The sequence below is a fragment of the Micromonospora sp. NPDC005237 genome (assembly GCF_040607775.1).
Classification (GTDB): domain Bacteria; phylum Actinomycetota; class Actinomycetes; order Mycobacteriales; family Micromonosporaceae; genus Micromonospora.
The window spans coordinates 91,060-117,707 of sequence record NZ_JBEXHJ010000013.1; the positions used below are offsets into that span (position 1 = coordinate 91,060).

The following is a 26,648-nucleotide window of genomic DNA, read 5'->3' on the forward strand; positions in this document are numbered from 1 at the left end:
CCCAATCTCTGCCCAACCCGCATCGGCGTGTCGGTCCCGACCGCTCGCCTGAGTCCATGAGCTGCGCGGATGGCGCGAGCGCGTATCGAAGGTAGTCGAGTCATCGCAGACTGTCACCAATGGCGGGTTCGCTGGTGGCCGCAACGGCGGTGGCGGGCTCTGCCCCCGGGGGTCGCTCCCGTTCCCCCCTTGCGGGAGCGGCCCCTTCCCCATGCGCGAGGAGGCCGATGTGCTGAGCCCGACAGACCACCACGACGAGACACGGTGGTGGTGATGGTGGTTCGTCCGCCCACCCCGCATGTCGCCATGCGTCCGCTGTGGCGGTGCCGCAATTGCGGCCGGGAGTGGCCCTGCCAACCGGCCAAGCTCACCCTGTTGACGGAGTACCGGACCGACCGGACGGGTCTGCTGATCTACCTCGGCACCCTGATGAACGAGGCGACCCACCAGCTCACCCAACTCCACCCGGACCACCCGCCGACACGGATGACCGAACGCTTCCTCTCCTGGGCGCGAGCCCGGGGCTGACGCTTGTCGGTCGGGGCGGGGTGCTCGTCTTGCCCGTTGCGGGCAGGTTTCGCGGCGCGGGGAGTGGGGCAGTGTAGCCGCACGGAGCATCCGGGCCTGGTCATTTCCGCAGCTCATCGGCCCGGAAAGGTCTCGCCGTGCGCCGGGGCACGGATGCCCCTCCCCGGTTTCTCGCCGAAGAGAGGGGGAGGGCGATGACGGACCCCGAAACGGCTCGACACCGGCGTCGGCCGGCTGCCCGGCTTGGCGCCGCGGCCGCCGCGCTGGCGCTGGTCGCGCCGTTGGCCGCGTGCGGCGCCGACGACGGTGGCGGCGGTACGCCGACGATCAACCTGTACTACCCGCCGGAGCAGAACCTGCAGAAGGTGGTCGACGACTGCAACGCGCAGGCCCAGGGACGTTACAAGATCGTTTACCGGGTGCTGCCCCGTCAGGCCGACGACCAGCGGGTGCAGATGGTGCGCCGGCTGGCCGCCGAGGACACCGGGATGGACGTGCTCGGCCTGGACGTCACCTGGACCCAGGAGTTCGCCAGCGCCGACTGGATCCGCGAGTGGACCGGCCAGGAGAAGTCCGACGTCGAGCAGGGCACCCTCGCCGGGCCGCTGGACACTGCCCGCTACGAGGACAAGCTCTACGCCGCGCCGAAGAACACCAACGTCCAACTGCTCTGGTACCGCAAGGACCTGGTGCCGCAGCCGCCGACCACCTGGGACCAGATGATCACGGCCGCCCAGCAGCTCAAGGACCAGGGCAAGCCGTACCAGGTGCTCACCATGGGCGCCCAGTACGAGGGCCTGGTCGTCCTCTACAACACCCTGGCCGAGAGCGCCGGCGGAAAGGTCCTCTCCGACGACGGCAAGAAGGCCGTGATGGACGACGGCACGGTCCGGGCGCTGGAGCAGTTGCAGCGGTTCGCCACGTCGGGCGTGACCTCGCCGTCGTTCAGCAACGCCACCGAGGACCCGGTCCGGCTGGAGTTCCAGTCCGGCTCGGGCGCGTTCCAGGTGAACTGGCCGTTCGTCTATCCGGCGTTGCAGGAGGCCAACCCGGAGCTGGCCAAGCAGGTCGGCTGGGCGCGGGTGCCCGGCATCGACGAGAACACCCCCAGCAAGGTCACCATCGGCGGCGTGAACCTGGCGGTCAGCTCCTACTCCCGGCACCCGGAGCAGTCGTTCGAGGCGGCCCGGTGTCTGCGCAGCCCCGAGCACCAGAAGTTCTCCGCCATCAACGACGGCGTGCCACCGACCATCGAGGCGGTCTTCGACGAGCCGGAGATGACCGAGGCGTACCCCATGAAGGACACCATCCTCGAAGAGCTGAAGGAACCGGCGACCCGTCCGCTGACCCCGGCCTACCAGAGCATCTCGACCGTCATGTCGGCGATCCTGTCGCCGCCGTCGGCGATCCGTCCGCAACAGACGGCCGATGAGCTGCGCGGCGCCATCGCCGACGCCCTCCAGTCCAAGGGGGTCCTGCCGTGAGTGTCAACGCCACGCCGGCCGGCGCGCAGGTGAGCGCCGAGGCGGAACGGGCCACCACCGTCCCCACCCAGCGGGGCGGCCGTCGCCGGCCGCCGCTGAGTGAGAACAAGAAGGCCGAACGGCGACTCGGTTGGCTGCTCTGCGCGCCCGCCGCGCTGGTGATGGTCGCGGTGACCGCGTACCCGATCATCTACTCGGTCTGGCTGTCGTTGCAGCGCTACGACCTGCGCTTTCCCGACCAGCGTGAGTTCATCGGGCTGGAGAACTACGTCACCGTGCTCACCAACGAGTTCTGGTGGACGGCGTTCGGGGTGACCACGCTGATCACGGTGGTCACCGTGGCCGTCGAGCTGGTGCTCGGCATGGGGCTGGCGCTGATCATGCACCGTACGCTTGTCGGGCGCGGCCTGGTGCGGACCTCGGCGCTCATCCCGTACGGGATCGTCACGGTGGTCGCCGCGTTCTCCTGGCGGTACGCCTGGACGCCCGGCACCGGCTACCTGGCGGACGTGTTCAGCGACGGTGCGCCGCTCACCGAGCGGGCCAGCTCGCTGGCGATCATCATGCTGGCGGAGATCTGGAAGACCACGCCGTTCATGGCGCTGCTGCTGATGGCGGGGCTGGCGCTGGTCCCGGAGGACCTGCTCAAGGCCGCCTCCACCGACGGGGCGACCGCCTGGCAGAAGTTCACCAAGGTGATGCTGCCGGTGATGAAGCCGGCGATCCTGGTCGCGCTGCTGTTCCGCACCCTGGACGCGTTCCGGGTCTTCGACAACATCTTCGTGTTGACGGCCGGCGGCAACGAGACCTCGTCGGTGTCGATGCTCGCCTACAACAACCTGATCCGGGGTCTCAACCTCGGCATCGGCTCGACGATGTCGGTGCTCATCTTCATCACCGTGGCGATCATCGCCTTCGTCTTCGTGAAGCTGTTCGGCACCGCTGCCCCCGGCAGCGACGACGGGGAGAGGCGCTGACATGGCTGTCGAAACCACCACCCGGGCGAAGGTGCGCTGGGGTCTGCTCGACGTCCTCGTGGTCGTCTTCGCGATGGTCCCGGTGCTGTGGATCGCCTCGCTGTCGTTCAAGACGCCGGCCACCCTCACCGACGGGAACTTCATCCCCCGGGAGTGGACGCTGGACAACTACCGGACGATCTTCGACACCGACCAGTTCGTCCGCGCGCTGATCAACTCCATCGGCATCGCCCTGATCGCCACGCTCATCGCGGTGGTGCTCGGCGCGATGGCCGCGTACGCGATCAGCCGGCTGGACTTCCCCGGCAAGGGGTTGCTGGTCGGGGTGTCCCTGTTGATCGCGATGTTCCCGCAGGTGTCCCTCGTGTCGCCCCTGTTCGAGATCGAGCGTCAGCTCAAGATCTTCGACACCTGGCCGGGACTGATCCTGCCGTACATCACCTTCGCGCTGCCGCTGGCGATCTACACGCTGTCGGCGTTCTTCAAGCAGATCCCCTGGGACCTGGAGAAGGCGGCGAAGATGGACGGCGCCACCCAGGCACAGGCGTTCCGGCGGGTGATCGCGCCACTGGCCGCGCCCGGCCTGTTCACCACGGCGATCCTGGTCTTCATCTTCTGCTGGAACGACTTCCTGTTCGCCATCTCGCTGACCTCCACCGAGCGGTCCCGCACGGTGCCGGCCGCGCTGTCGTTCTTCACCGGCGCCTCGCAGTTCGAGGATCCCACCGGGGCGGTCTGCGCCGCCGCCGTGGTGATCACCGTTCCGATCATCCTGTTCGTCCTCTTCTTCCAGCGCCGCATCGTGTCCGGCCTGACCTCCGGCGCAGTCAAGGGATAGGTGAGTAGTCATGGCTGACATCGTGCTCGACAAGGTGAGCAAGAGTTTCCCGGACGGGACCGTCGCCGTGCAGGACGTCGACCTGGAGATCGCCGACGGCGAGTTCGTGATCCTGGTCGGCCCCTCGGGCTGCGGCAAGTCCACCACCCTCAACATGATCGCCGGGCTGGAGGACATCAGCTCCGGCGAGCTGCGCATCGGCGGCCAGCGGGTCAACGACAAGGCCCCCCGGGACCGGGACATCGCGATGGTGTTCCAGTCCTACGCGCTGTATCCGAACATGACGGTGCGGGAGAACATGGCGTTCCCGCTGCGGCTGGCCAAGCTGGACCGGGAGACCATCAACGCCAAGGTCGACGAGGCGGCCAAGGTGCTGGAGCTGGTGCCGCTGCTGGACCGCAAGCCGGCCAACCTCTCCGGTGGTCAGCGTCAGCGGGTGGCGATGGGCCGGGCGATCGTCCGCCAGCCCAAGGCGTTCCTGATGGACGAGCCGCTGTCCAACCTGGACGCGAAGCTGCGCGTGCAGATGCGCACGGTGGTGTCCCGGTTGCAGAAGCAGCTCGGCACCACGACCGTCTACGTCACCCACGACCAGACCGAGGCGATGACCCTCGGCGACCGGGTGGTCATCATGCGGGGTGGCGCGATCCAGCAGGTCGGGCCTCCGCAGGAGCTGTACGACCACCCCCGCAACCTCTTCGTGGCCGGCTTCATCGGCTCCCCGTCGATGAACTTCCTGCACGCCGCCGTGCAGGACGGCAGCCTGCACACCGCGCTGGGCGAGGTGCCGCTCGGCGACCGGGTCCGCCGCGAGCTGGAGGCGGCCGACGCGCCCCGCGAGCTGATCCTCGGCGTACGCCCCGAGCACTTCGAGGACGCCGAGCTGGTCGACGAGGACACCCGTCGCCGGGGTCTGGAGTTCGAGGCGCCCGTGGAGATCGTCGAGTCGATGGGCTCGGACAAGTACGTCTACTTCACGGTGGAGGGGGAGCGGGCCAGCGCCGCCGAGTTGGAGGAGCTGGCCGCCGACGCGGGCGGGGGCGATTTCGCCGGCACCGGTGGCAACCTGGTCACCCGGTTGTCGGCCGAGTCGCCGGTCGCGGAGGGACAGTCCCGCCGCGTCTGGTTCAACCTGGAGAAGATCCACCTGTTCGACCCGACCAACGGCCGCAACCTCACCCTGCACGAGGGCAGGTCGGCCGGCGCGCTCGCCGACTGACGGCCCGACCCCGCCGCCAGTCCCCGCCGATCTTGCAGTCTCCGTTGTCGACCTGGGCCGAATGTCCCCTGTGTCGCAACAGGAACTGCAGGATCGGCGGGGGCAGGGTGCGCTGCGGTCGGTGGGTGGGCGTGGCAAGGTGGTCGAAGGTCGCATCGTGAGGCGGAGGGCGGGATGGACCGACGACTGGCCGCGCTGGCCAAGGCGCACGGCGTGTCCACCTGGTACGAGGACTGGCGGCACCGTCGAGTCGAGGTCGCACCGGAGACCGTCGTGGGCGTGCTCGGCCTGCTCGGCGTGGACGCCACCAGCCCGGCCGCCGTGGCCGACGCGCTCGCCGCCGCCCGCGCGGTCGATTCGACCGCGTTGCCGGCGACGGTGGTGCTGACCCAGGGCACAACCCGGGCGCTGCCCGGCCCGGGCGTGGTGACCCTGGAGGACGGCGGCCGCCGCGACGTCGACGGCGAGTTGCCGGAAGACCTGCCGCTGGGCTGGCACCGGTTGGGCTGCGCCGGCCGCGAGACGACGCTCGTGGTGGTGCCCCGTCGGCTGCCCGTGCCGCCGCGCACCTGGGGTTGGATGCTCCAGCTCTACGCGCTCACCTCGGAACGCTCCTGGGGCATGGGCGACCTCGGCGACCTGGCCGAGTTCACCGGCTGGGCCGGTGCCACGGGCGCGGGGCTGGTGCTGCTCAACCCGCTGCACGCGGTGGGACCCGCGCATCCGGTGGCCGCCTCACCGTATTCACCCGCCAGTCGGCGCTTCGTCAACCCGCTCTACCTGCGCGTCAGTGACACCGCCGCGTACGCCGCGGCAGACCCGGCGACCCGGGCGGTGGTGGACGCGCTGCGCCCCGACCGCGGCGACCTGATCGACTACGACGAGGTGTGGAGCGCCAAGCGGCACGCCCTCGAGCTGCTGCACCCGTACGCCCGGCCGGTCGACCTGGCCGCGGACCCGCAGCTGGCCAGCTTCGCCACCTGGTGCGCGCTGGCGGAGCGGCACGGCAACGACTGGCGTGCCTGGCCGGCGGAGCTGCACCACCCGGACGCCCCGGCGGTCGCCGAGCAGCGTCGGCAGCTCGCCGACCGGGTGGCCTTCCACGCCTGGCTGCAACACCTGTGCGACGAGCAGCTCGACGCCGTCACCGCGGCGGCCCGGGCGGCCGGGATGCCGGTCGGCGTGGTGCACGACCTGGCCGTCGGCATCGACCCGGGCGGCGCGGACGGCTGGCAGCTCGCCGATGTCCTGGCCCAGGGGGTGCGGGTCGGCGCCCCACCGGACGACTTCAACCAGCTCGGCCAGGACTGGGGCCTCGCCGCATGGCGGCCGGACCGGCTCGCCGAGACCGGGTACGCGGCGTACCGGGACATGCTGCGGCGGACCCTGCGGCACGCGGGCGGCCTACGGGTCGACCACGTCGCAGGGCTGTGGCGGCTGTGGTGGGTGCCGCCGGGCGCCAGCGCCGCCGAGGGCACCTACGTCCGATACGACGCCGAGGCGATGCTCGGCATCCTCGCGCTGGAGGCCCACCGGGCCGGCGCGGTGGTGGTCGGCGAGGATCTCGGCACGGTCCAACCCGCCGTGACCCGGGGCCTGCGGGGGCGCAACATGCTCGGCTCGACCGTGCTGTGGTTCGCCCGGGACGACGACGGCACCTTCGTCCCGCCGGCCCGCTGGCCGCGTAACGCGCTGGCCAGCATCTCCACCCACGACCTGCCCACCGCGCCGGGCTTCCTGACCGGGGAGCACGTCCGTGTCCGCGACGAGTTGAAGTTGCTCGGCACCGACGTGGCGGTCGAGCGCGCCCGGGCCGCCGCCGACCGCGAGCGACTGCTGGCGATGCTGCGCGACGAGGCGCTGCTGCCCGAGCCGGCCGACCCGGGGTCGACGCCCGGCGGCGAGCCGGGCCCACCCGACGACGACGTGGTGGTGGCGATGCACGCGGCGCTCGCGGCCAGCCCCACCCGACTGCTCGGCGTCTCCCTCTACGACGTGCTGGGTGAGGTGCGCCAGCCCAACATGCCGGGCACGGTCGACGAGTATCCGAACTGGCGGCTGCCGCTGCCGGCGACCGTGGCGCAGATCCGCGCCGACCCGAGGGTGACGCGGGTCGTCGACCTCCTCACCGCCGCGCGTCCCCGATCGACCGCCCCGCGCCGGTCCGGGACGAGCAGCCCTCAGGCCGACCAGTCGTAGCGGGCGGGCAGCCCGAGGAAGTCGGCGTACCGCCCCAGGGCCTGCTCCACCCGGGCTCGCTCGCCGGCGTCCAGCGTCGTCAGCGGCCGGATCGCCACGGTGACGGCGGCCCGGCCGAGCGCGCGCTTCCAGACGCCCACCACCCGGCCGGCACGGACCACGGTCGCCTGGAAGATGCCGTTGTTGCCGGGCACCACGGCCGCCTGGTGCGCGGGGTCGAGCATCAGCGTGCGGTCCCGGTAGCCGAGCAGGTACTCGTCGAAGCCGGGCAGCGCCAGCACGTCGGCCTGCGGCGCGCGCGCACCGGCCAACGCCGTGTCACACAGCGCCGCGTCCACGTGCATCGGCTCGCCGTCGACGAGCACCGTGCTCAGCAGTTCGCCGGCGGCTGCCAGGCCGCGCCGCGCGTCGGTCAGGGTGAGGCCGCTCCAACCGGCGAACTCGCGGGTGGTGACCGGCCCGTGCCCGCGGACGTAGCGGTGGGCGAGCAGGGCCAACGCCTCGTCCCGATCCAGGTGGCGTTGCTCCGGCGCCCACTCGTCGAGCAGGGCGAAGGTCTGGTCGGTGCCGACGTTCGGCGCCACGCAGGTCACCCCGCGCACACTCGCGTACCAGAGCAGGTGGTAGCCGCGCTGGCCGTCCGTCGACAGGCCCGCCGCGCGAAGGGCCGCCAGGCACTCCGCCCGCGTGAGCCGGCGCCCGCCGACCAGCGCGGCGCCGAGCACGTCCAGCGCCCGGTCCGCGTCGGCCTCGGTGAGCCCGAGTTGCGTTCGACGGGCCGCCGCGCCGGCCAGCGAGCGGACGCCGGTCAGCTCCAGCATCCAGCGGGTGTCGGCGGGAGGAACGAGGTGCACGGTGCCCCGCATCGGCCAGGTGCGCAGAGCTTCGCGGCGCTCCAGCGCCGCCTGCACGTCGGACCTGGTCCACCCCGGCAACCGGGCGCCCAGCGACCACAGCCCGCTCGCCAGATCCTGCGCCTGCATCGCGCCGAACCACTCGACCACCTCGGCCACCGCGCCGGGCCGGATGCTCGGGTGCGGTCGCAGCAGGAGGCTCGTCATCCGCAGACCGAGCGCCTCGGACGCGGTGAGTTCCGTGGTCATCGGACTCCCTTCCCCGGAGGTGGCTGCGACAGGGTAGGGCACCCGGCCGACAGTGGCTCGTGTGCATAACCACCTGAGCAGCGGGAAGGCGGCCCCCCGGAAGTACGCGAGCCGCGCGTACGGAGGGGGAGTCTCATGACTGCCGCAAGCGAGCCGGCCCGGGGTGCCGGCGTACCGGCCGGGTCTCGGAGCCACCGGGGGGAAGCCAACGCGAAGACCAGTGCGGCCGCCACCTTCGCTCTGGTGTTCGGCGTCGCCGGCCTGTTCAGCGTGTTGACCGCCATCCTCGCGTGGCTGGGGCTGGTGCTCGGCATCATCGGAATCATCCTCGGCATCGTCGGGCTCAAGATGGCGCAACGACCCGGGGTGACCGGCCGCGGGGTGTCGATCGGTGGTCTGGTGCTGAGCATCCTGGCGGTGCTGATCGGCCTCGGCCTCGCCGCGGGCATCACCACCTTCGTCAACAACGAGAACGCGGTGGACCGCCTCCAGACGCAGGTCAACAAGCTGCGCGACAAGCTCGACTGACGCGGGCCGCCCCGACGGGGAGCACGTTCGACGACGCGGGGCGGGTCGCGACCCGGGCCCCAGTAGGGTGGGCGACGTGCTCCGCCAGGTCAACGCCATCCGCTACGTCACGCCGCTGCGCGAGGGTGGCTCGCTGCCGGGCGTCGTGGAGGCCGACGACCTCGGCACGTACGTGGCGAAGTTCTCCGGCGCCGGGCAGGGGCCCAAGGCGCTCATCGCCGAGGTGATCTGCGGTGAGCTGGCCCGCCGGCTGGAGTTGCGGGTGCCGCCGCTGGTGGTCCTCGACATCGACCCGGTGATCGGGCGGGCCGAGCCCGACCAGGAGGTGCAGGAGCTGCTGCGCAACAGCGGCGGCGCCAACCTGGGGATGGACTTCCTCCCGGGCGCGCTCGGCTTCGACCCGGTCGCACACCCGGTCGATGCCGTGCTGGCGTCCCGGGTGCTCTGGTTCGACGCGTACGTGGAGAACGTCGACCGGAGCTGGCGCAACCCGAACCTGCTGGTCTGGCACCGGGAGCTGTGGCTCATCGACCACGGCGCCGCGCTGTACTTCCACCACAACTGGCCGCGCGCCGACGCCGCCGTGCACCGGGCCTACCGCGCGGACGATCACGTGCTGGAGCCGTACGCGTCGCGGCTGGCCGAGGCCGACGCGGAGCTGGCACCCCGGGTCACCCCGGAGCTGCTGCGGGAGGTGCTGGCGCTGGTGCCGGCCCAGTGGCTGACCGCCGCCGACTTCGACTCGGCCGACGCGGCGCGGGAGGCGTACGTGGCGCACCTGTCGCGGCGGGTCGCCCGCCCGACGGACTGGCTACCGGCGGGGAGCGTGGCGTGAGGCATCCCTTCGAGTACGCCCTCATCCGGCTGGTGCCCCGCATCGAGCGCGGCGAGCAGATCAACGTCGGGGTGCTGCTCTACTGCCAGCAGCGCGACTTCCTGGCCGCGCGGACGCACCTGGACGCCGACCGGGTCCGCGCGCTGGCATCCGACGTCGATCTGCCGGCCGTGGCCGCGGTGCTCGACTCCCTGGACCGGACCTGCTCCGGTGACGGGCCGGCGACCCGGATGCGGCTCGGTGAGCGGTTCCACTGGCTGGCCGCGCCCCGCAGCACGATGATCCAGGCGGGCCCGGTGCACACCGGCCTCACCGCTGACCCGGCCGGCGAGTTGGACCGGCTGATGGCGGCGCTGGTCCACTGAGCGCACCGGCCGGGAGGTTCGGGAAGTGCCCCTGATCGCGCTGCGCCAGCGTCGTTGCCAGCGGAGCGCGATCCCCCGTTCAGGCGCCCGGTGCCATCCGGCGGCAGGATCGCGCCGGCACCGATGGCATCAGGATGGCCGCCCGCGCGGGCGGCCGGGCCGCAACGACCGCGAACTTGCGGAAAACTTGAGCCCGGACGACCGGAAGGCCGCTGTCGGCGTCGTTTGTCACCGCACCTGGGGGGTAGTCGCGGGAGCTGACCCGAGACGAGAAGGGGACAATCTGATGGCTGCCCAGACCAAGGTAGCGGTGATCTATTACAGCGCCACCGGCATCACGTACCAGATGGCGCAGGCCACGTGCGAGGCCGCCGGGGAGGCCGGCGCCGACGTGCGCCTGCGCAAGGTGCGGGAGCTGGCGCCGGACGAGGCGATCCGCTCCAACTCCGGCTGGCAGGCGCACCACCTGGAGACCCAGGACGTGCCCGAGGCGATGATCGACGACCTGGCCTGGGCCGACGTGGCGATCTTCGGATCCCCCACCCGGTACGGCATGATCGCCGCCCAGCTGAAGCAGTTCATCGACACCACCGGTCCGCTGTGGGCGCAGGGCGCGTTGGCCAACAAGGTCTACGCGGGCTTCACCTCCACGGCGACCTCGCACGGAGGGCAGGAGACGACCCTGACCTCGCTCTTCAACGTCTTCTACCACTGGGGTGGTGTCGTGGTGCCCCCCGGCTACACCGACTCCAGCCAGTTCATCGCCGGCAACCCGTACGGCGCCTCGCACACCAGCAACAACGGGGAGATCGCTCCGGACGCGGTGGCGCTGGGCGCCTGCGCCCTCACCGCCCGCCGGGCAGTGCAGATCGGCGCCGCGCTCAAGCAGGGCATGGGCGGCTGACGGATGGTGCGACCGGTGGCGCGGGCGGAGGCTCTCGGCCCGCTCGCACCACCGGTCGCACCAGCCCTACCCCACGAGGGCGGTGGCTATGCCGAGCGGACGCGGCCGGTCGGCTACGCCTGGTGGGCCGGGCCGGTCGGCGATGCCTGCCGGGCCGGGCGTGGCGCCGGCAGCAGATCGGCCAGCAACTCGGTCAGCACGGTCAGCCCGTCCGGGCTGAGCACCGACTCCGGGTGGAACTGCACCCCGGCGAAACCCTGCCCGCGCAGGGCGTGCACGGACCCGTCGCGCGTGTCCCGGGCCAGCTCCACCGTCCCGTACGCGGTGTGCAGCCGGTCCGCCTCGGCCCGCGCGGTGAACGAGGAGTAGAAGCCGACCCGGCGGGCCCGGCCGAACAGGGCGACCTCCCGTTGCAACCCCTGATAGGGCGCGTCGCGGCGGTGCAGGGGCAGCCCCAGCAAACCGGCCAGCACCTGGTGCCCCAGGCAGACCGCGAGGGTGGGCCGGCCGGTCGCCAGCAGCCCGTCCAGCAGCTTGCGCAACGCGGCCATCTTCGGGTCGTCCGAGCTGCCCGGGTCGCCCGGTCCGGGCCCGGCCACCACCAGGTCGTACTCGTCGACCGGGCCACCTGCGTGCCACGGCCGCAGCGTGACCGCGAGACCCAACGCGCCCAGTTGGTGCGCCAACATGCCGGTGAAGGTGTCCTCGGCGTCCACGATCAGTGCCCGCAGACCGACCAACCCGGGCAGCCCCGGCGCGTCCGGCGCCCGCTGGTCCAGCCAGAACCGGGCCAGCGGCGTGTTCCGCGCGGCGAGCGCGTCGCGTACCGCCGGGTCGTCGGCCAGCCGCACGACCGGCCCGCGGTCGCCGGCGGGCGCCGCCGGGCCGAGACCGAGCGCGGCCAGCACTCCGGCGGCCTTGGCGTGCGTCTCGGCCACCTCGCCGGCAGCCGTCGAATGCCGGACCAGGGTCGCGCCGACCGGCACCCGCAGCCGGCCGGTGGGGGAGATCTCGGCGGTACGGATCAGGATCGGCGCGTCCAGCGTCTGGCGACCGGCGTCGTCGTGACCGAGCAGGGCCAGCACGCCCGCGTAGTAGCCCCGGCCCCGGCGCTCGTGCCGGGCGATCACCCGGCAGGCGTTCTCCATCGGGCTGCCCGTCACGGTGGGCGCGAACATCGTCTCCCGCAGCACCTCCCGCACGTCGCGGGTGCCCCGCCCGGCGAGCAGGTACTCGGTGTGCGCCAGGTGGGACATCTCCTTGAGGTACGGGCCGATGACCTGGCCGCCGTGCTCGGCGACGGTCGCCATCATCTTCAGCTCCTCGTCGAGCACCATGTAGAGCTCCTCGACCTCCTTCGGGTCGGCGAGGAACCGCAGCAGCGCCTCCCGGTCCGGGGTGTCGCCGCTGGGCCGGAAGGTGCCGCTGATCGGGTTCATCATCACGAGCCCGTCGTCGACGCTGACGTGTCGTTCCGGGCTGGCGCCGACCAGGGTCCGGGTGTCGGTGTGCACCACGAACGTCCAGTAGGCGCCGCGCTCGGCGACCAGCAGCCGGCGCAGCGCGGCCAGCGCCGCCACCAGCGGGGCGCCCTGCACGCTGGCGTGCAGGGTGCGGTGGATGACGAAGTTCGCGCCCTCGCCGCGGCCGATCTCCTCGGTGAGCACCCGCTGCACGATCCGCGCGTACTCCTCGTCGCTGACGTCGAACGCGGCGTCGCGGGTGCGGACCGGCTGGTCGGGCAGCGCGGCCAGGGCCTCGGCCAGGGGGATCCGCCGGTGCTCGCGGACCTGGAGGCACTCCAGCGGGGCGTCGTCGTCGACGCAGGCGAAGCCACGCTCGGCGATCTGCCGGAACGGCACCAGGGCCAGCGTCCGCGCCCCGGGCGCACCCGGCGACAGCGGGATGTCCGCCAGGCGGTCGACGGTGGCGACGACGCCGGTGAACAGTTCCAGCTCGTCGGCGCCCTCGCGGCGCAACAGCGCGAACGGGCCGGGGTCGTCGCCACGGGAGATGGCGGCGAGCAGGTCGGTCAGGTGGGTCAGGCTGGTCATCGTGGTCTCCGTGGGCCGGGCGCCGCCAGCGGTGGCGGCCATCCGGGCCGGGAGATCCGGCGGCCGCCTCGGTGGCGGCCGCGTGGATGGAGCTACGCGCGGGGGGTGGCCGCCGGGTCGGCGGGCCACCAGGAGGTTGGGTGCGCGAGCATGCGGTCCACCTTACGCGGCCGCAGGCCGGCTCGGGACCCCTTCGGGCGTACCGGTGTGCCCGGCCGGACCTCCGTTCCCGCGCGGCCGGCACCGGGTAACTTGACCGGCGATGAACATTCTCGCGCTCGACCTGGGCACCTCCTCCGTACGGGGGCTGGTGCTGGACGGGGAGACCCAGCCGCTGCCCGGCGCCCTGGCCCGGCGGAAGGTCAACCTCGCCCTCGGTGACGACGGCACCGGCACGCTCTCCGGCCCCGACTACCTCGCCTGTCTCATCGAGTGCCTGGACGAGCTGGCCGAGGCGGGGCACCTGCACGACGTCGACCTGGTGGCGACCTCCGCGCAGTGGCACTCGGTGCTTCCGCTGGACCGCGACGGCACTCCGCTGGGCCCGGTCGTCACCTGGTTGGACACCCGGCCCGCGCCGGTCGGCGACACGTCCGGCCCGGCCGACCCGGACGCCTTCCACCAGCGCACCGGCTGCTGGTGGCACCGCTCCTACTGGTCGGTGCGCCTGCCCTGGCTGCGGGAACAGTCCGGCACGCCGATCGCCCGGTTCGTCGGCCTGCCGGAATACGTGCTGGGCGAGCTGCTGCAGGCGGCGCCCATGTCGGTCTCCCAGGCCTCCGGCACCGGCCTGCTGGATTTGAGCAGCCTGCGCTGGGATGAGGAGGCGTTGACGCTGGCCGGTGCGCGACCGCGCGACCTGCCGACCCTGGGTGAGCTGGACTGGCACGGCCGGCTCCGGCCCGACCGCGCCCGCCGCTGGCCGCAGCTGGCCGAGGCCCGGTGGGCGCCGCCGGTGGGTGACGGCGGGGCGTCGAACGTCGGCTCGGGCTGCGCCGACCCGAGCCGGGCCGCGGTCACGGTGGGCACCTCCGCGGCCGTACGCCTGATGCAGCGGATCCCGGCCGGAGAGCCGCTGCCACGACTGCCCGAACGACTCTGGCGCTACCGGGTCGACCACGACCACGTGGTGACCGGGGCTGCGTACTCCAGCGGTGGCAACCTGTTCGCCTGGGCGAACAGGGAGCTGCGACTGCCCCACGGGGATGAGCTGGACGCGGCGCTGGCGTTGGTGCCGGCGGGCGGCGGCCGGCCGACCGACCCCCGTTTCGGGGGCGACCGGCCGCCCGGGTTGGCGCCGGCCGGCTCGGGCGAGCTGCGCGGCCTGAGCTTCAGCACCACGGCGGTGGACATCCTGGCCGGGTTGATGCAGGGGCTGTGCGAGCTGGTCGCCGACGATCTCGCGGTGCTGGAGTCCATGGTCGACAAACCGGTCGGGGTGGTGCTGGGTGGCGGCGCGGTGGCCGCCTCGGTGTGGTGGCGGCAGGCGTTCGCCGCCGCGCTCGCGCCGCGACCGGTGTCGCACCAACGCAACCCGGAGATCGGTGCCACCGGCGCCGCGTTGGTCGCGCTGGGCCGCTTTGGTGCGGCGGCCGAGCTCGCCGACATCGGCCAGACGGATGAGCTGGTCTTACCGACCACGACAGGACGATCCCACCCGCAGTATCCTTCCTGAACTTTCGCCCTGCCCGGGCCGTTGACAGCGCTACCGAGCCTGGTTGGATGGACTGCGCTCCCCGGGTCGCGGTGGACGCGGCAGGAGGAGGCAGGGTGGCGGGAGGTCCCGATCCGGCGACCGGCGGGGTGTCGAACCACCGCCGGCGACGCTTCGACGTCCGCGTCGTTCCGCATCGACGCCGCTCGCCGTTCCGGCTGCGGGACTGGCGGATGAGCACCAAGCTGGCCACCGTGCTGGTGGTGCCGTCGGTGGCGTTCCTGGTGCTCGCGGGCGTGCAGACCAGTGCCCTGGTCGGACGGACGACCGCGCTGAACGACTTCTCCCGGCAGGTCGGCATCGGCCGGCAGATCACCGCAGTGGTGCACCAGCTCCAACAGGAGCGGGACCGCTCGGCGGGTGAGCTGGGCGAGCTGCGCCGCGGTGGCGACCGGCAGGCCGCCGCCACCGCGCTGCGACCGTTGCAGGCGGCCTCCGACCGGGCGATGGCCGACCTGAGCCGGGCGGCGGGGCCGTTGGCCGACGCCGACGCGTCCTGGCGGGTGGCCTTCTCCGAGGCGCAGGAGGCGTACGACCAGGTGATCGACATCCGTCCGGCGATCCCGCCGGCGGTGCTCAGCAACGACACCATCCTGAGCAACTACCACCGGGCCGTGGGCGCGCTGCTGGACCTGCTCGCCGAGCCGACGCCCGGTCAGGACCGGGCGGCGCTGAGCGACTCGGTGCTGCGCTACGTGCAGCTGGCCCGGGTCAAGGAGCTCTCCTCCCGCGTCCGCGCCCAGCTCTACGCCGCCGCCCGCGCCGGCCGGTACGGCACGGAGGACCGGGTGGTCCTCACCGACCTGCGCGCCCAGCAGTTGACCGCCCTCGGCGCGTTCCGGGTGGCCGCCACCACGGATCAGATCCGCCGGTACGACGAGACCTCGGTGAACCCGCTGTTCCTGGTCGCCACCCAGCTGGAGGAGCGCAGCCTGCCGGCCGGGAACGCCGCGCCCGAGGTGCTGCCGTCGGAGCAGTGGTGGTCGGCCAGCCAACAGCGCCAGGAGTTGCTGCGCCAGGTCGAGGCGGGGGTGCTGGACGACGCGGTGCGCCAGGCCGACGACGCCAGCAGCGGCCAGTTGCGGGCCACCCTGCTGGTGGTGGGCGGTGTCGTCGCCGTGCTGCTGGTCGCCCTGCTGATCTCACTGCTGGTGGGGCGGTCGGTCGCCCGGTCGATGCGGCTGCTGCGCAGCCAGGCGCTGCGCATCGCGCAGGTCGAGCTTCCGGACGCGCTGGATCGGCTGCGGACCGTCACCGGCGGGGTGCCGAGCATCGACGTCGCGCCGGCGGTGGTCCGTTCGCTCGACGAGATCGGTGAGCTGGCGGAGGCGTTCGTCGCGGTGCACCGCAGCGCCGTGACCGTCGCCGTCGAGCAGGCGCTGATGCGTCGCAACGTCAATGCGATGTTCGTCAACCTGGCCCGCCGCAGCCAGGTGCTGGTGGAGCGCCAACTGGAGCTGCTCGACGACCTGGAGCGCGAGGAGAGCGACCCGGACCAACTCGGCAACCTGTTCAAACTCGACCACCTGGCCGCCCGGATGCGCCGTAACGACGAGAGCCTGCTGGTGCTCGCCGGTACGGACTCCACCCGTCGGTGGAACCGTCCGGTGGGTCTCGGCACCGTGCTGCTGGCCGCCGCCGCCGAGATCGAGCAGTACCAGCGGGTCCGGCTGGATTCGGTGGGCGAGGTCAACGTGGTGGGGCACGCGGTCGGGGAACTGGTGCACATGCTGGCCGAGCTGCTGGAGAACGCGACCGCGTTCTCCCGTCCGGACACGGTCGTGCTGGTGACCGCAAGGGTCGAGGCTTCGGGCGCGTTGATCGAGATCGTGGACGACGGCCTGGGCATGAGCCCGACCGCGCTGGCCGAGGCGAACGCGGTGCTGGCCAGCCCACCGGCCGCGGACGTCGCGGCGGTCGAGCGGATGGGCCTGTTCGTGGTCAGCCACCTGGCGAGCCGGCTGGGCGTGCGGGTGCAGCTCGACGCACGCCAGAGCGGCCTGGTCGCGCGGCTGGTGCTGCCGGCCGCCCTGCTGGCTCCGGCCGGTGCGGTGGAGCTGGATCCGCCGGCGCCGGCCCGGATGCTGGCGGCGAGTGCGGCGCGGGGCGCCGCGGCGCAGCGGATGGCGGGGGCGCCCCGGTCGGCTGGTGCCCGTGGGCCGGCCGTCGGCCCGCTGGACCTGCCGGTGGCCGGTCGCCCGCCGGCTGCCACCGTGCCGCGCCAGACCCGCCCCGTGCCGGTACGCGCCGAGGACGTGTTGGCTCCGGCCGCCTCCGATGACGGCGGCGGCTGGTGGTCCCGGCAGGGGCCGACCGGGGCGGCGGCCCCCGGCCCGGCCGCGCCGCCCGCCACTCCGGTGACGGCCGGCACGAACGAGCGGGGCCTGCCGGTACGCGTGCCGATGGCGCAACTCTCCGCGGTCACCCGCCCGGCCCAGCCGGAGTCGGCGCCGGCGCGCGCCGAACTGGACCCGGAGGCGGTCGGCGGCATGCTTTCCCGGCTCTACAGCGGGGTACGGCGTGCCGAGGCCGAGGACACCACCGAGATATCGGTGCCACCCTCGTGGGGGCACGACGAAGGAGGACGACGACAGTGACGACGTTGAGCCAGGAGGCACGTGACCTGAGCTGGCTGGTGAGCGCGTTCGCAGAGCGGGTGCCGGGTGTGGCGCACGCGGTGGTGGTCTCCTCCGACGGGCTGCTGGTGGCGATCTCCGACCATCTGCCCCGCGACCACGCGGACAAGCTCGCCGCGGTGACGTCCGGGCTGATGAGCATCACGGCGGGCGCGGCGCAGATGTTCGACGGCGACATCGTCAAGCAAACGGTGGTCGAGATGGGCCGGGGCTACTTCCTCGTGATGCAGGTGCGCGACGGATCGATCCTGGCCACGCTCGCGGCCGGCGACGCGGACATCGGCGTGGTGGGCTACGAGATGGCCCGGCTGGCGAAGCAGGCGGGGGAGATGCTCACCCCTGCCCTGCGAGCGGAGTTGCAGCAGGCGCTGCCCCGCTGAACGTTGCCGACCGTGACCCGGACGGTCACCGGCTCACCCGGAGCCGAGCCGTCCGGGCCCGGCCGTCCGGGCGGCCCGCTCAGAAACCGCCCTCGGCGATGACGGAGCGGTACCAGTGGGCGCTGCGCTTGAGCACCCGGCGCTGGGTGGCGTAGTCCACGTAGACCAGGCCCCAGCGTTGGTCGTACCCTTCGTCCCACTCGAAGTTGTCGAGCATCGACCACACGTGGAAGCTCTCCAGCGGCACTCCGGCGCTGATGGCGCGGTGCGCGGCGGCCAGGTGGTCGCGCAGGAAGGTGATCCGGCCGCTGTCGTCGACGGTGTCGTCGGCGGCCAGGGTGTCGGGGGTGGGCAGGCCGTTCTCGGTGACGGTGAGCGGGATCGGGCCGTAGTCGCGGGTGACCCGGGTCAGGATGTCGTACATCCCGTCGGGGTAGATCTGCTGCCAACCGGCCTCGGAGGTCGGCCACCGGTGTTCGGTGCTGCCGTCGGCCGTGACGTAGATGGGCGTGTAGTACTGCACGGCCAGCAGGTCGACCGGCGACGAGATCACCGCCAGGTCGCCGTCGCGGATGCCGCGAACCATCCGGCTCTGCGGGCCCAGGTCGGCCAGCACGTCCTGCGGGTAGCTGCCCTTGAGCAGCGAGTCGAGGTAGAGGCGGTTCTCGTAGCCGTCGTAGAGCTGGGCGGCGGCGGCGGCCTCGGGGGAGTCGTCGGTGGGGTAGCAGGGGTGCAGGTTGAGCGCGGGGCCGATCCGGCCGGTGCCGTTGGCGGCGCGCAGCGCGCGGACCGCGAGGCCGTGGGCCAGTTGCAGGTGGTGGGCGACGAGGTAGGCGGCGTCCGGGTCCTGCCGGCCGGGCGCGTGGTGGCCCATGAGATAGCCGTTCTGTACGACGGTCTTGGGCTCGTTGATGGTGAGCCAGACCGGCACCCGGTCACCGAGGGCGGTGAACACCGCGTCGGCGTAGTCGGCGAAGCGGTGGGCGGTGTCGCGGGACTCCCAGCCGTCGGCGTCCTGCAACGCCTGCGGCAGGTCCCAGTGGAACAGGGTGGCCATCGGGGCGATGCCGCGCTCGTGCAGGCCGTCCAGGAGGCGGCGGTAGAAGTCGAGCCCGCGCTGGTTGGGCGCGCCGGTGCCGTCGGGCTGGACGCGGGGCCAGGAGATGGAGAAGCGGTAGCTGCGCAGACCCAGGTCGCGCATCAGGTCGAGGTCTTCGGCGTACCGGTGGTAGTGGTCCGCGGCCACGTCGCCGGTGTCGCCGTTGCGGGTACGCCCGGGGACACGACTGAAGGTGTCCCAGACCGACTCGCCGCGGCCGTCCTCCTTGGTGGCGCCCTCGATCTGGTAAGCGGAGGTGGCCGCGCCCCAGCCGAAGTCGCGGGGAAAGCGCAGCGGGCCGGCGGGCCCGGTAGGTATCGACATGGATTCTCCTCGTGGATACGGGGCCGCCGCCGAGATTCGGGAGCGCTCCCAGAATAGGCCAGGAGCGGCCGGCCCCGTGAGCCGGCCGTCACGGCGGCCGGACATGGCGGGTCGAGGCGGGTGAGGGCCCCGGACAGCGAACGAGGCCGACCGGGCGGCGCTTGGCGCCTGTCCCGTCGGCCTCTTTTCCCATTGTGTACGGGGGTTTAGTGTGGGGACGGGGGAGGGCAACCCCCGTCCCCACCGTAACTGCACACACACGGGCGGAATTTGGGTCCTGCCGTGCGTGTCGCGCGGGAGCCGGGCCACGCGAGTGGCTCTGGTTCCACCTCCCTCCCTGTGGCGGGATGATGGCTGACGGCGGCGTCCGGGCTGGCCCGCCGTCGGCCTTCGGGTTGGTTCCCCGGGGCCCGCCACGAGGACGGTCCCGGTGATCTTCCAGTTGGAACCTTTGTCGATGGAAGCGCTCCCATCGACCGATGTTGCGACTGTAACGCCCGTCACGCCTTTGTGAAAGACCCAAAACGAGATCGAAACAACTGGGTGATCCCGTCCCCTGTGCGCTTGTTGTGGGAGCGCTTCCATGGCACACTGTCGATTCAACGCGACAGGAGCCAGATCGCGTGGGCGCGGGTCCGCCGAGGGCAGCCGGCAGCACGACTTCCGGTCACGGCACCCGAGCGCAGCCGGCGGGACCCCCTCCCGCGCGGGCCGCACCGCCGCACCCCGGCCGGGCCCGGGGCAACCACCTTCCCGGCGCCTCGAATCCCCCGCGTACCACCACACCCGCGGGCAGGCGCCTCGCCGGGGACCATCCCGGCCTGGTCCGAGGAGACACCGCGCACATGAGACAACTGGCACGACGCCGCCGAGTGGCGATCCTCGCCGCCGCCGCGCTCGCCATCGGCGGGGTGACCCTGCCCGCCGGCGCCGCGCAGGCCGCACCCGCCTGCGACGTGGTCTACGCAACCAACGACTGGAACACCGGTTTCACCGCCAACGTGACCATCAAGAACCTGGGCGACGCGGTCAGCAACTGGACGCTCAAGTGGACCTTCCCGAACAGCAGCCAGCGGGTCACCCAGGGCTGGTCGGCCAGGTTCAGCCAGTCCGGCAGTGAGGTCACCGCAACCAACGAGTCGTACAACGGCAACCTCGGCACCGGGGCTTCCACCACCATCGGCTTCAACGGGTCCTACTCGGGCAGCAACCCGAAGCCCACCTCGTTCACCCTGAACGGCACCTCCTGCAACGGCACCCCGGCCAACCAGCCGCCGACGGTCTCCCTCGCCCTGCCGAGCGGGCCGTTCACCGCCCCGGCAGACGTGCCGCTGACCGCCACGGCCAGCGACCCGGACGGGACGATCAGCAAGGTCGAGTTCTACCGCAACGGCCTGCTGATCAACACCGACACCACCGCGCCGTACACGTACACGCAGGAGGACCTGCCGGCCGGCAACTACACGGTGCAGGCCAAGGCGTACGACAACGCCAACGGCATCGGGGTCGCCGAGAAGGCGTTCACCGTCGGCGCCGCCAGCGGCCCGACGCTGATCGCCACGCCGTCCGCGGTGAGCGTCAACGAGGGTGGCACGACCACCTTCAACCTCAAGCTCAGCGCCGCGCCGACGGCCAGCGTGCCGGTCACCCTCACCCGCAGCGGGGACACCGACGTCACGGTCTCGCCGACCACCGCCACGCTGACGCCGACTAACTGGAACACCGGGGTCACCGTCACGGTCGCCGCGGCGGAGGACACCGACACCGTCGGCGGCACCGCCACCATCACCGCGTCCGCCACCGGTCTCGCACCCCTGGCGGTCACCGCCACCGAGATCGACAACGACACCCCCGGCGGCGACAACGCCTACATCAAGAAGTTCCTCACCCAGTACGGCAAGATCAAGAACTCGGGCTACTTCAGCCCCGAGGGCGTGCCGTACCACTCGGTCGAGACGCTGATCGTCGAGGCGCCCGACCACGGCCACGAGACCACCTCGGAGGCGTTCAGCTTCTGGATCTGGCTGGAGGCCCAGTACGGCCGCGTCACCCAGAACTGGGCGCCGTTCAACAACGCCTGGACGGTGATGGAGAAGTACATCATCCCGTCGCACGCCGACCAGCCCACCGCGGGCTCCGCCGGCACGCCGCAGTACGCCGCCGAGTACAACCTGCCCAGCCAGTACCCCTCGGCGTTGCAGCCCAACATCTCCGTCGGGCAGGACCCGCTCCGCTCGGAGCTCCAGTCCACCTACGGCACCGGCGACATCTACGGCATGCACTGGCTGATGGACGTCGACAACACCTACGGCTTCGGCCACTGCGGTGACGGCACCACCAAGCCGGCGTACATCAACACCTTCCAGCGGGGCACCCAGGAGTCGGTGTGGGAGACCGTCCCGCAGCCGTCCTGCGACACCTTCAAGCACGGCGGTCAGTACGGCTACCTTGACCTGTTCGTCAAGGACACCGGCACTCCCGCCAAGCAGTGGAAGTACACCAACGCCCCGGACGCCGACGCCCGTGCCGTGCAGGCCGCGTACTGGGCGCTGACCTGGGCCAAGGCGCAGGGCAAGCAGGCCGACGTCGCCGCCACCGTGGCCAAGGCCGCCAAGATGGGCGACTACCTGCGGTACGCGATGTTCGACAAGTACTTCAAGAAGATCGGCAACTGCGTCGGGGCCAGCACCTGCCCCGCCGGCAGCGGCAAGGACTCGGCGCACTACCTGCTGTCCTGGTACTACGCCTGGGGCGGCGCGTACGACGCCAGCCAGAACTGGTCCTGGCGGATCGGTTCCAGCCACAACCACTTCGGCTACCAGAACCCGTTCGCGGCCTGGGCGCTGACCAACACCCCGGAGCTCAAGCCGCAGTCGTCGACCGCGGTCGCCGACTGGACCAAGAGCTTCGACCGGCAGCTGGAGTTCTACACCTGGCTGCAGTCGTCCGAGGGCGGCATCGCCGGCGGCGCGACCAACAGCTGGGACGGCAGCTACGCCCAGCCGCCGTCGGGCACCAGCACCTTCTACGGCATGTTCTACGACGTCGACCCGGTCTACAACGACCCGCCGTCGAACCAGTGGTTCGGCATGCAGGCGTGGTCGATGCAGCGGGTCGCCGAGCTGTACCTGCAGACCGGCAACGCGAAGGCCAAGGCGCTGCTGGACAAGTGGGTGCCGTGGGCGATCGCCAACACGACCGTCGGCACCAACTGGTCGATCCCGTCGGACATGAAGTGGACCGGTCAGCCGATCACCTGGAACCCGTCCAGCCCGCAGCCCAACACCAACCTGCACGTCGAGGTGATCAGCAAGGGCCAGGACGTCGGCGTCGCCGCCTCCTACGCCCGGACCCTGATCGCGTACGCGGCCAAGTCGGGCAACGCGGCGGCGAAGACCACCGCCAAGGGCCTGCTGGACGCGCTCGACGCCGCCAGTGACGCGAAGGGCGTCTCCACCACTGAGACGCGGGGCGACTACAAGCGCTTCGACGACACCTACGACGCGTCCACCGGGCAGGGCCTCTACGTCCCGCCGGGCTGGACCGGGAAGATGCCCAACGGCGACGCCATCGCCGCCGGCAAGAGCTTCCTCGACATCCGGTCCTTCTACAAGAACGACCCGGACTGGCCCAAGGTGCAGGCGTACCTGAACGGTGGTGCGGAGCCCAGCTTCAACTACCACCGCTTCTGGGCGCAGGCCGACGTGGCCATGGCGTACGCCGACTACGGGACCCTGTTCCCGAACGGCTGAGAGCAACCCGGGGTGGGTGGAGTGCCCCGCCCACCCCGGGGTTCGGCCGGGTCCGGGGGAACGATGGGACCCGGCCGGCGGACGGCCTGACACCCACGGTCAGGCCGGGGTGGGCCGGTCATCTGGCCAACGCAGCGGGTCGACCGGCCCACCCCACCGCCCGGACTGAAGACTGCCGCGAAAAAGCCCAGAAATTCGGGCTGTCGCGGGATCACACCAATGAGGATGACGGAGTAACGTACGTCACCGGAGAGGCCGCTCCCCCCGTGGCGGCCTCTCCACTTTTTATGCCCGCCGGGGCCCCTTCCCGGCCGGCTCGTCGGGCCGGATGTCCGGGTCGCCGGTGACCGGGTGACGCAGCCCCGGGTGCCCGGTCGGCAACGACCGGCGCAGCACCACCCAACTCACCGCAAGCGCCGCCGCGACCAGCGGCCAGGTCAACGCGATCCGGGCCACCACGAGCGCGAGCACCTGCCCACTCAGGTACAGCGGGACGAACACCGCCACCCGCACCACATAGGTCGCCGTCCACACCCAACTCGCCCGGCCGTACCCGCGCAGCAGCGCCGGATCCCGCCGCCACCGGGCCCGCTGGCCCAGCGCCGCGCCGACCAGCACGCCGAGCAGCGGCCAGCGCACCACGATGCTCACGGCCCAGGCCAGCGCGCTGGCGGCGTTCGACAGCAACTGGATCAGAAAGAAATTCTCGGCCCGGCCGGTCCGCACCGCGATCAGCGCCGCGACGCAGACGGCGAGCAGCCCGATCAGCACCGAGCGCGGCCGGTCACCCCGCCGCAGCCGTACGCCGGCCACCACGACGCCCACGGCGAGCGCCGCGCCAACCCCGGCCCACAGCGACTCTCCGCCGATCAGCCAGCCCAGCGCGAACGCCACCGGCGGCAGGGTGGCGTCCACCGCGCCCCGCCGCCCGCCCAGCAGGTCCGCCAGGGACTCGGCCGGGGCCGCCCCGCCGGCCTGCCGACCGGCCGTCGTCGCCCGGTCCGGGCCGGGCTCGACCTGGCCGGACTCCCGCTCCGGTGTGCCGCCCACCGCCACCTCCTCGCCTCCGCCTCAACCTAACCGCCGGGAGCCGGTGGGCCACCGGCCGACCGGCCGGCGCCGGCCGCTACGGTGTGCGGATGCGCGCGACGGCACGGGGTTGGACCGCGGTCTGGTTGGTCGTACTGGCGCTCGTCCAGGCGGCCGCCTTCCTCGCCGTCTGGCGGGTGGCCCTGCACACCGAGATCGGCCAGTGGGTCGACACGGTCGCTCTGACCGGCAACGAGATCGGCCACGACCGCATCGACGGGCCGGTGGACCGGATCCTCAACGCGATGTCGGTGGTCTCCCTGCTCGCCGCCACCGCGATGATCGGCTTCATCGCGCTCATCCGGGGGCGGATCGCCCTGGCCGTCACCGCGACCCTGCTCATCGCCGGGGCGAACGTCTCCACCCAACTGCTCAAGTACGGCCTGAGCCGGCCCGACCTCGGCCTCGACCCGGAGCGCGCCGCGGTGGGCAACAGCCTCCCCAGTGGGCACACCGCCGTGGCCGCGTCGGTGGCGGTCGCGCTCATGCTCGTCCTGCCGCCCAAGGTGCGGGCCGTCGGCGCCTTCGTCGGCGCGAGTTACGCCGCCATCGCCGGGGTGGCGACCCTGTCCGCCGGTTGGCACCGACCCAGCGACGCGGTCGCCGCCTACCTGGTGGTGGGCGTCTGGGCGGCGCTGGCGGGACTGGTCCTGCTGATCACCCAACGCGAGCAGGCCCAGATCGCGCCCGGTGACGCCCACCGCGTCGCCGCGGTCGTGCTCGGCGTGGCCGGCGTGCTCGCCCTGATCGCCTCCGGACTGGCCCTCACCTGGCTGGTGGACCTGCGCGGGACCGGCCCGGAGGAGTTGAGTCGCCGCCCGCTCTTCGTCGGGTACGCGGGCAGCGCCGCCGGCATCGCCGGCACAATGGCGCTGGTGATGGCGCTGGTGCTGACCGTCGTTCACCGGCTGGTGCCCCGGGTCAAGGGTTGAGCCGACCGGTGGACCCGGTTCGCGCGGCGTTCCGTGCCGAGTGCGTACGGCTCACCGAGATCCTGGCCGAGGTGGACGCCGTCGACCTCGACCGGCCCACCCCCTGCCCGCCGTGGACCGTCCGGGAGTTGCTCGCGCACGTGCGCACCGGCGCCGGACGGCTGGCCGACATGCTCGCCGCCCCCGCCCCGCCGCGCGCCGAGGTGGACGCCGCCCGGTATTTCGGCGCGGCGAAGTTCACCCCGCAGGTGGACGCCGACCGCATCGCCGGCGGCCGCCGCGACGCGCGGCAGGTGCACCGGGAGGCGTTGGCGACCGGGTTCGAGCGGGCCTGGCGGGCCGCCGACGCGGCGGTCGCCGTGGCCCCGCCCGATCGGGTGGTCCGGACCCGGCACGGCGACGCGATGCTCCTCACCGAGTTCCTGCGGACCCGGGTGGTCGAGGTGGGCGTGCACGGCCTGGACCTGGCGGCGGCGCTGGACCGCCCGCCGTGGCTCACCCCGCGTGCGGCCGCGGTGATCGCCGACCTGCTCACCGCAGGGCGACCCGCACCGGCCGCGTTGGGCTGGGACCGGCTGACCCTGATCCGCAAGACCACCGGCCGTGCCGCGCTCACCGGCCAGGAACGGGCCGCGATCGACGCCGCCGGCTTCCGCTGGCTCGCCTTCGGCCGCTGACCCCGACCGCCGTCGCGAGTCGCCCACGCTGGCTCGTCACCGGGTGCCGCTGACGCCGCCCCGGCCGGTCAGCCCGCCGAACGGGGCGCGGGAACGTGCGGGGCCGGCCCGGCCGGTCAGCTCGCCGGTCGGGGCGCGGGAACGTGCGGGGCGACGCCCCGCAGGTGCGTGAGCACCACCGGGTCGATGCGCCCCGGCACCAACCGCTCCTCCAGGTTCTCCAGCCCTGCCCAGGAGACCAGCGCCGCCTCCGTCCCGGCGTCGCCGACCGGGTGACCGAGCGCGGTGAGCAACGTCGCCACCTCGTCGGCGACCGCGCCGCTCAGGTCGAGCAGGGTCGCCGGGTCGGGTCGGCTGAACAGCATGGTGTGCACGGCCAGCAGCCGACCCAGCTCGGTGACCGGGTCCGGATGGTCGTCCACCCGCAGGTCGATCAGCACGTCGCTGGTGCCGCCATACCCTCCGCCGCGCTCGACCACCAGCAGGCCGGCGCTCTGCCGGCCGCGCCGGTCCCCGCCGGCCTCGTCACCGGCGCGCAGCGCGGCGACCAGCCGCTCGGCGAACGGCAGCGCCGAGGAGGCCAGCCACGCGTCGCCCAGCGCGTCGACGACCTCCGGGCCGGTGAGGACGTTGCCCTGCGCGGCCCAGCCGTCGCCGGTCCGCCCGCCGGCCCACGGGTGGCAGGCCGGGCCGGTCCAGCTCGCACCCGGGCCGCTGACGCCCACCACGCCGAGTTGCCGGTGCTCCCGCTCGGCGTCGGCGGCGATCAGGCCGGCCACCACGTCGGCGGCGGCCACCCCGGTGCGGAGCAGCGTCAGCCCCTGCGGGCGGTAGGCGAGGTTGACGTGCGCCTGGGTGGCCAGCGCGCCGACCTCGGCCTGCGCGGCCGGCACCAGCGCCCCGGCGGCGAGGAACTTGCTGGCCACGACGACGCCGTGGCGGCGGCCGTCGGCGGAGCGGGCGACGAGGGAGAAGGTCACCCGCCGAGACTAACCGGCTGTTGGGCGTACG

21 protein-coding genes are annotated in these 26,648 nt (G+C 72.6%); 16 read left to right on the forward strand and 5 right to left on the reverse strand.

What is annotated here, in order from left to right:
* The first annotated feature begins 273 nt into the window (after window positions 1–273).
* The 6 genes from ABZT87_RS28930 (at window position 274) to malQ (ending at window position 7,245) form a co-directional block, all read left to right on the forward strand.
* On the forward strand, window positions 274–528 hold the full coding sequence (locus ABZT87_RS28930) for a flavin reductase (RefSeq protein ID WP_354860951.1): 255 nt from the start codon (window positions 274–276) through the stop codon (window positions 526–528).
* A gap of 194 nt (window positions 529–722) precedes the next feature.
* Window positions 723–2,012 (forward strand): ABC transporter substrate-binding protein, encoded by a 1,290-nt coding sequence (locus ABZT87_RS28935; RefSeq protein ID WP_355139422.1) that lies wholly within the window; start codon window positions 723–725, stop codon window positions 2,010–2,012.
* Entirely contained in the window at window positions 2,009–2,989 is a 981-nt protein-coding gene (locus ABZT87_RS28940; RefSeq protein ID WP_354860953.1) for a sugar ABC transporter permease, read from the forward strand. Before ABZT87_RS28935 ends, ABZT87_RS28940 begins: the two co-directional genes overlap by 4 nt.
* A gap of 1 nt (window position 2,990) precedes the next feature.
* Window positions 2,991–3,827: a carbohydrate ABC transporter permease gene (locus ABZT87_RS28945; RefSeq protein ID WP_355139424.1), complete on the forward strand. Its 837-nt coding sequence runs from the start codon at window positions 2,991–2,993 to the stop codon at window positions 3,825–3,827.
* A gap of 10 nt (window positions 3,828–3,837) precedes the next feature.
* The gene (gene ugpC / locus ABZT87_RS28950) at window positions 3,838–5,046 is read left to right on the forward strand and encodes a sn-glycerol-3-phosphate ABC transporter ATP-binding protein UgpC (RefSeq protein ID WP_354860957.1); all 1,209 of its coding nucleotides are present in this window, start codon (window positions 3,838–3,840) and stop codon (window positions 5,044–5,046) included.
* A gap of 174 nt (window positions 5,047–5,220) precedes the next feature.
* Complete coding sequence (gene malQ, locus ABZT87_RS28955; protein WP_355139426.1) at window positions 5,221–7,245, forward strand: 4-alpha-glucanotransferase; 2,025 nt, start codon at window positions 5,221–5,223, stop codon at window positions 7,243–7,245.
* On the opposite strand, the gene ABZT87_RS28960 is transcribed toward malQ, so the two are convergent.
* On the reverse strand, window positions 7,227–8,348 hold the full coding sequence (locus ABZT87_RS28960) for a winged helix DNA-binding domain-containing protein (RefSeq protein ID WP_355139428.1): 1,122 nt from the start codon (window positions 8,346–8,348) through the stop codon (window positions 7,227–7,229). The two genes, malQ and ABZT87_RS28960, sit on opposite strands and share 19 nt — an antisense overlap.
* Window positions 8,349–8,483: 135 nt before the next feature.
* On the opposite strand from ABZT87_RS28960, the gene ABZT87_RS28965 reads away from it, so the two are divergent.
* The 4 genes from ABZT87_RS28965 to wrbA all read left to right on the forward strand — a co-directional run bounded on the left by ABZT87_RS28965 (window position 8,484) and on the right by wrbA (window position 10,980).
* A complete protein-coding gene (locus tag ABZT87_RS28965) occupies window positions 8,484–8,876 on the forward strand; it encodes a hypothetical protein (RefSeq protein WP_354860962.1) in 393 nt (130 codons plus the stop codon).
* 76 nt (window positions 8,877–8,952) lie between these two features.
* Window positions 8,953–9,711, forward strand: coding sequence for a HipA family kinase (locus tag ABZT87_RS28970; protein ID WP_354860964.1), 759 nt, complete (start codon window positions 8,953–8,955; stop codon window positions 9,709–9,711).
* A complete protein-coding gene (locus ABZT87_RS28975) occupies window positions 9,708–10,076 on the forward strand; it encodes a DUF3037 domain-containing protein (protein ID WP_354860965.1) in 369 nt (122 codons plus the stop codon). The genes ABZT87_RS28970 and ABZT87_RS28975 overlap by 4 nt, the downstream gene beginning before the upstream one ends.
* A gap of 286 nt (window positions 10,077–10,362) precedes the next feature.
* Window positions 10,363–10,980, forward strand: coding sequence for an NAD(P)H:quinone oxidoreductase (gene wrbA, locus ABZT87_RS28980; RefSeq protein WP_354860967.1), 618 nt, complete (start codon window positions 10,363–10,365; stop codon window positions 10,978–10,980).
* 113 nt (window positions 10,981–11,093) lie between these two features.
* Here wrbA and ABZT87_RS28985 read toward each other — a convergent pair whose 3' ends face one another.
* Window positions 11,094–13,025 carry an anthranilate synthase family protein gene (locus tag ABZT87_RS28985; protein WP_355139499.1) on the reverse strand — a complete coding sequence of 644 codons (1,932 nt, stop codon included), beginning with the start codon at window positions 13,023–13,025 and terminating at the stop codon, window positions 11,094–11,096.
* A gap of 271 nt (window positions 13,026–13,296) precedes the next feature.
* On the opposite strand from ABZT87_RS28985, the gene ABZT87_RS28990 reads away from it, so the two are divergent.
* From ABZT87_RS28990 to ABZT87_RS29000, 3 genes are all read left to right on the forward strand, one after another.
* Window positions 13,297–14,709 (forward strand): FGGY family carbohydrate kinase, encoded by a 1,413-nt coding sequence (locus ABZT87_RS28990; RefSeq protein WP_355139430.1) that lies wholly within the window; start codon window positions 13,297–13,299, stop codon window positions 14,707–14,709.
* A gap of 95 nt (window positions 14,710–14,804) precedes the next feature.
* On the forward strand, window positions 14,805–17,345 hold the full coding sequence (locus ABZT87_RS28995) for a nitrate- and nitrite sensing domain-containing protein (protein ID WP_355139432.1): 2,541 nt from the start codon (window positions 14,805–14,807) through the stop codon (window positions 17,343–17,345).
* Between the two features lie 5 nt (window positions 17,346–17,350).
* Window positions 17,351–17,764 carry a roadblock/LC7 domain-containing protein gene (locus ABZT87_RS29000; protein ID WP_197281421.1) on the forward strand — a complete coding sequence of 138 codons (414 nt, stop codon included), beginning with the start codon at window positions 17,351–17,353 and terminating at the stop codon, window positions 17,762–17,764.
* A 79-nt stretch (window positions 17,765–17,843) separates the two neighbouring features.
* Here the strand turns inward: ABZT87_RS29000 and ABZT87_RS29005 are convergent, their stop codons facing one another.
* Window positions 17,844–19,187, reverse strand: a complete 1,344-nt coding sequence (locus ABZT87_RS29005) for a GH1 family beta-glucosidase (RefSeq protein ID WP_355139434.1) — start codon at window positions 19,185–19,187, stop codon at window positions 17,844–17,846.
* Window positions 19,188–20,032: 845 nt separating this feature from the next.
* On the opposite strand from ABZT87_RS29005, the gene ABZT87_RS29010 reads away from it, so the two are divergent.
* Window positions 20,033–22,939 carry a glycoside hydrolase family 48 protein gene (locus ABZT87_RS29010; protein ID WP_355139436.1) on the forward strand — a complete coding sequence of 969 codons (2,907 nt, stop codon included), beginning with the start codon at window positions 20,033–20,035 and terminating at the stop codon, window positions 22,937–22,939.
* Between the two features lie 285 nt (window positions 22,940–23,224).
* On the opposite strand, the gene ABZT87_RS29015 is transcribed toward ABZT87_RS29010, so the two are convergent.
* Window positions 23,225–23,887 carry a DUF3159 domain-containing protein gene (locus ABZT87_RS29015; protein WP_354858597.1) on the reverse strand — a complete coding sequence of 221 codons (663 nt, stop codon included), beginning with the start codon at window positions 23,885–23,887 and terminating at the stop codon, window positions 23,225–23,227.
* A gap of 185 nt (window positions 23,888–24,072) precedes the next feature.
* On the opposite strand from ABZT87_RS29015, the gene ABZT87_RS29020 reads away from it, so the two are divergent.
* A complete protein-coding gene (locus ABZT87_RS29020) occupies window positions 24,073–24,960 on the forward strand; it encodes a phosphatase PAP2 family protein (RefSeq protein WP_355139438.1) in 888 nt (295 codons plus the stop codon).
* 8 nt (window positions 24,961–24,968) lie between these two features.
* Complete coding sequence (locus ABZT87_RS29025; protein WP_355139440.1) at window positions 24,969–25,637, forward strand: maleylpyruvate isomerase N-terminal domain-containing protein; 669 nt, start codon at window positions 24,969–24,971, stop codon at window positions 25,635–25,637.
* 116 nt (window positions 25,638–25,753) lie between these two features.
* Here the strand turns inward: ABZT87_RS29025 and ABZT87_RS29030 are convergent, their stop codons facing one another.
* Window positions 25,754–26,617, reverse strand: a complete 864-nt coding sequence (locus ABZT87_RS29030; protein ID WP_354858538.1) for a DUF1028 domain-containing protein — start codon at window positions 26,615–26,617, stop codon at window positions 25,754–25,756.
* Window positions 26,618–26,648: the final 31 nt, after the last annotated feature.

Bases quoted from the DNA above. Each gene is read 5' to 3' on its own strand.
- ABZT87_RS29005 (WP_355139434.1), bottom strand. From the start codon at position 19,187: ATGTCGATACCTACCGGGCCCGCCGGCCCGCTGCGCTTTCCCCGCGAC.
- ABZT87_RS28990 (WP_355139430.1), top strand. From the start codon at position 13,297: ATGAACATTCTCGCGCTCGACCTGGGCACCTCCTCCGTACGGGGGCTG.
- ABZT87_RS28930 (WP_354860951.1), top strand. From the start codon at position 274: ATGGTGGTTCGTCCGCCCACCCCGCATGTCGCCATGCGTCCGCTGTGG.
- ABZT87_RS28960 (WP_355139428.1), bottom strand. From the start codon at position 8,348: ATGACCACGGAACTCACCGCGTCCGAGGCGCTCGGTCTGCGGATGACG.
- ABZT87_RS28945 (WP_355139424.1), top strand. From the start codon at position 2,991: ATGGCTGTCGAAACCACCACCCGGGCGAAGGTGCGCTGGGGTCTGCTC.
- ugpC (WP_354860957.1), top strand. From the start codon at position 3,838: ATGGCTGACATCGTGCTCGACAAGGTGAGCAAGAGTTTCCCGGACGGG.
- ABZT87_RS28965 (WP_354860962.1), top strand. From the start codon at position 8,484: ATGACTGCCGCAAGCGAGCCGGCCCGGGGTGCCGGCGTACCGGCCGGG.
- malQ (WP_355139426.1), top strand. From the start codon at position 5,221: ATGGACCGACGACTGGCCGCGCTGGCCAAGGCGCACGGCGTGTCCACC.
- ABZT87_RS29010 (WP_355139436.1), top strand. From the start codon at position 20,033: ATGAGACAACTGGCACGACGCCGCCGAGTGGCGATCCTCGCCGCCGCC.
- wrbA (WP_354860967.1), top strand. From the start codon at position 10,363: ATGGCTGCCCAGACCAAGGTAGCGGTGATCTATTACAGCGCCACCGGC.
- ABZT87_RS28935 (WP_355139422.1), top strand. From the start codon at position 723: ATGACGGACCCCGAAACGGCTCGACACCGGCGTCGGCCGGCTGCCCGG.